The organism is Mesorhizobium sp. M7A.F.Ca.CA.002.15.2.1 (assembly GCF_003998715.1).
Classification (GTDB): Bacteria; Pseudomonadota; Alphaproteobacteria; order Rhizobiales; family Rhizobiaceae; genus Mesorhizobium; species Mesorhizobium ciceri.
This window is the reverse complement of sequence record NZ_RZPI01000836.1, coordinates 1-2139: the sequence shown is the minus strand read 5'-3', so window position 1 is coordinate 2139 and position 2139 is coordinate 1. Positions and strand designations below refer to the sequence as shown.

The following is a 2139-nucleotide window of genomic DNA, read 5'->3' as shown; positions in this document are numbered from 1 at the left end:
GTGCGACCGGCCCTGTTTTCCCCCCAGAAACGAAAAACCGCCGGCACTGGGCCGGCGGTTTCAAAACGCATTAACGCGGAACTCGATTACTTAAGCCCGAGATAATAGAATGCGATTATGGCCGAACTCCGGCCGACCTCGCGAGTTGTCACATCGCGCCGGATTCCTCCTCGAACCCGTCGTCGCCACCTTCGGAGCCGCCATTCTCAAGGAACTTTTCGGCGATCAGCCCGGCATTCTGTCGGAGCGCCAGCTCGATCTCGCGTGCGGTGTCGGGATTGTCGCGCAGGAACAGTTTGGCATTCTCGCGGCCTTGGCCGAGACGCTGCGAATTGTAGGAGAACCAGGCGCCCGACTTCTCGACCACGCCGGCCTTGACGCCGAGATCGACCAGTTCGCCGGTCTTGGACACGCCTTCACCATACATGATGTCGAACTCGACCACCTTGAAGGGCGGCGCCAGCTTGTTCTTGACCACCTTGACGCGGGTCTGGTTGCCGACGACTTCGTCGCGGTCCTTGACCGAGCCGATGCGGCGGATGTCGAGGCGCACCGATGCGTAGAATTTCAGCGCGTTGCCGCCGGTCGTCGTCTCGGGCGAACCGAACATGACGCCGATCTTCATGCGGATCTGGTTGATGAAGATGACCATGGTGTTGGAGCGCGAGATCGAGGCGGTCAGCTTGCGCAGCGCCTGGCTCATCAGGCGGGCCTGCAGGCCGGGCAGCGAATCACCCATCTCGCCTTCGATTTCGGCACGTGGCGTCAGCGCCGCGACCGAATCGACCACCAGCACGTCGATGGCGCCGGAGCGCACCAGCGTGTCGCAGATTTCCAGCGCCTGCTCACCGGTGTCGGGCTGCGAAATCAGCAGGTTTTCGAGATCGACGCCAAGCTTGCGGGCATAGACCGGGTCAAGCGCGTGCTCGGCATCGACGAAAGCGCAGATGCCGCCCTTCTTCTGGGCTTCGGCCACGGTGTGCAGGGCCAGCGTCGTCTTGCCCGAGCTTTCCGGCCCGTAGATCTCGATGATGCGGCCGCGCGGCAGGCCACCGACGCCAAGCGCGATGTCGAGGCCAAGCGAGCCGGTCGGCACCGTTTCGATCTCGACGACCTGCTCGTTGGCGCCGAGCCGCATGATCGAGCCCTTGCCGAAAGCCCGCTCGATCTGCGACAGCGCCGCATCCAGAGCCTTTGATTTGTCCACTGCCTTGTCCTCTACCAGCCGCAAAGAATTCTGAGCCATGATACATCACCCCTTGGTCGTCAATGAAGGCCGGACAATCCGTAATCCCTGCCTATTTGTACCTTTTTTGTTCTCATTTGGCAAGAGGGATCAAATATCTGAAAAACAAGCAATATCCGGATTTGTTCTTTTTTTGTCCAAGGATTCGATCAGGAATGCACCGCACGTTGGGCCAGACGGCTCGGTTGTTTCGACCTGCCGAATCGCCGCCTTGCATGCGAAGCTCGGTCGCACAGCCTAGCGCTTGTGCGGCTGGAATAACAAAGGTCATATCGCCGGCATGCTGAAATCCGCGAAAATACTGGCCGTAGGCGGCGCCCATATCGACCGGCGCGGCCAGGTGTCCGGCGCCTACGTGCCCGCCGCCTCCAATCCGGGCACAATGCGCGAGGATGTCGGCGGCGGCGTCTTCAACGCCTTGCGCAGTGCCGTGCGGCGCGGCGTCTCCGCGTCGCTGATGTCGGTTCGCGGCGGCGATCCCGCTGCCGACACCGTTTCGCGAGCCATTGCCGGGGCAGGCATTACCGACCTGTCGGCGGTCTTCCTCGACCGCACGACGCCGAGCTACACGGCACTGATCGACAGCGAGGGCGAGTTGATCGTCGGCTTTGCCGACATGGCGCTCTACGACCTGGCGTTTCCCAAGCAGATCAGGCGCTCCAAGGTGCGGGAGGTGATCGCCGCCGCCGACGCGATCCTGTGCGACGCCAATCTGCCCTCTTCGGCGCTGGAACGGCTGGTCGCGCTCGCTGCGGGCAAGCCGGTTTTCGCGATTGCCATTTCGCCGGCCAAGGTGGTGCGGTTGCTACCGGTGCTGAAGGAGCTTTCGCTGGTCTTCATGAACCGGCGCGAGGCCATGGCGCTGGCCGGCGTCGCCGCGAATGCCACGGAGC

The 2139-nt window shown here is 62.6% G+C and carries 2 protein-coding genes; one reads left to right on the top strand and one right to left on the bottom strand.

Translation table 11 applies throughout. The features are described 5' to 3' along the window. Positions 1-148 precede the first annotated feature (148 nt). On the bottom strand, positions 149-1246 hold the full coding sequence (recA, locus tag ENZ74_RS30020; RefSeq protein ID WP_013532151.1) for a recombinase RecA: 1098 nt from the start codon (positions 1244-1246) through the stop codon (positions 149-151). Positions 1247-1526: 280 nt separating this feature from the next. Here recA and ENZ74_RS30015 point away from each other — a divergent pair. After that, on the top strand, positions 1527-2139 hold a 613-nt coding region (locus ENZ74_RS30015; RefSeq protein WP_206522360.1), incomplete at its 3' end, for a carbohydrate kinase family protein.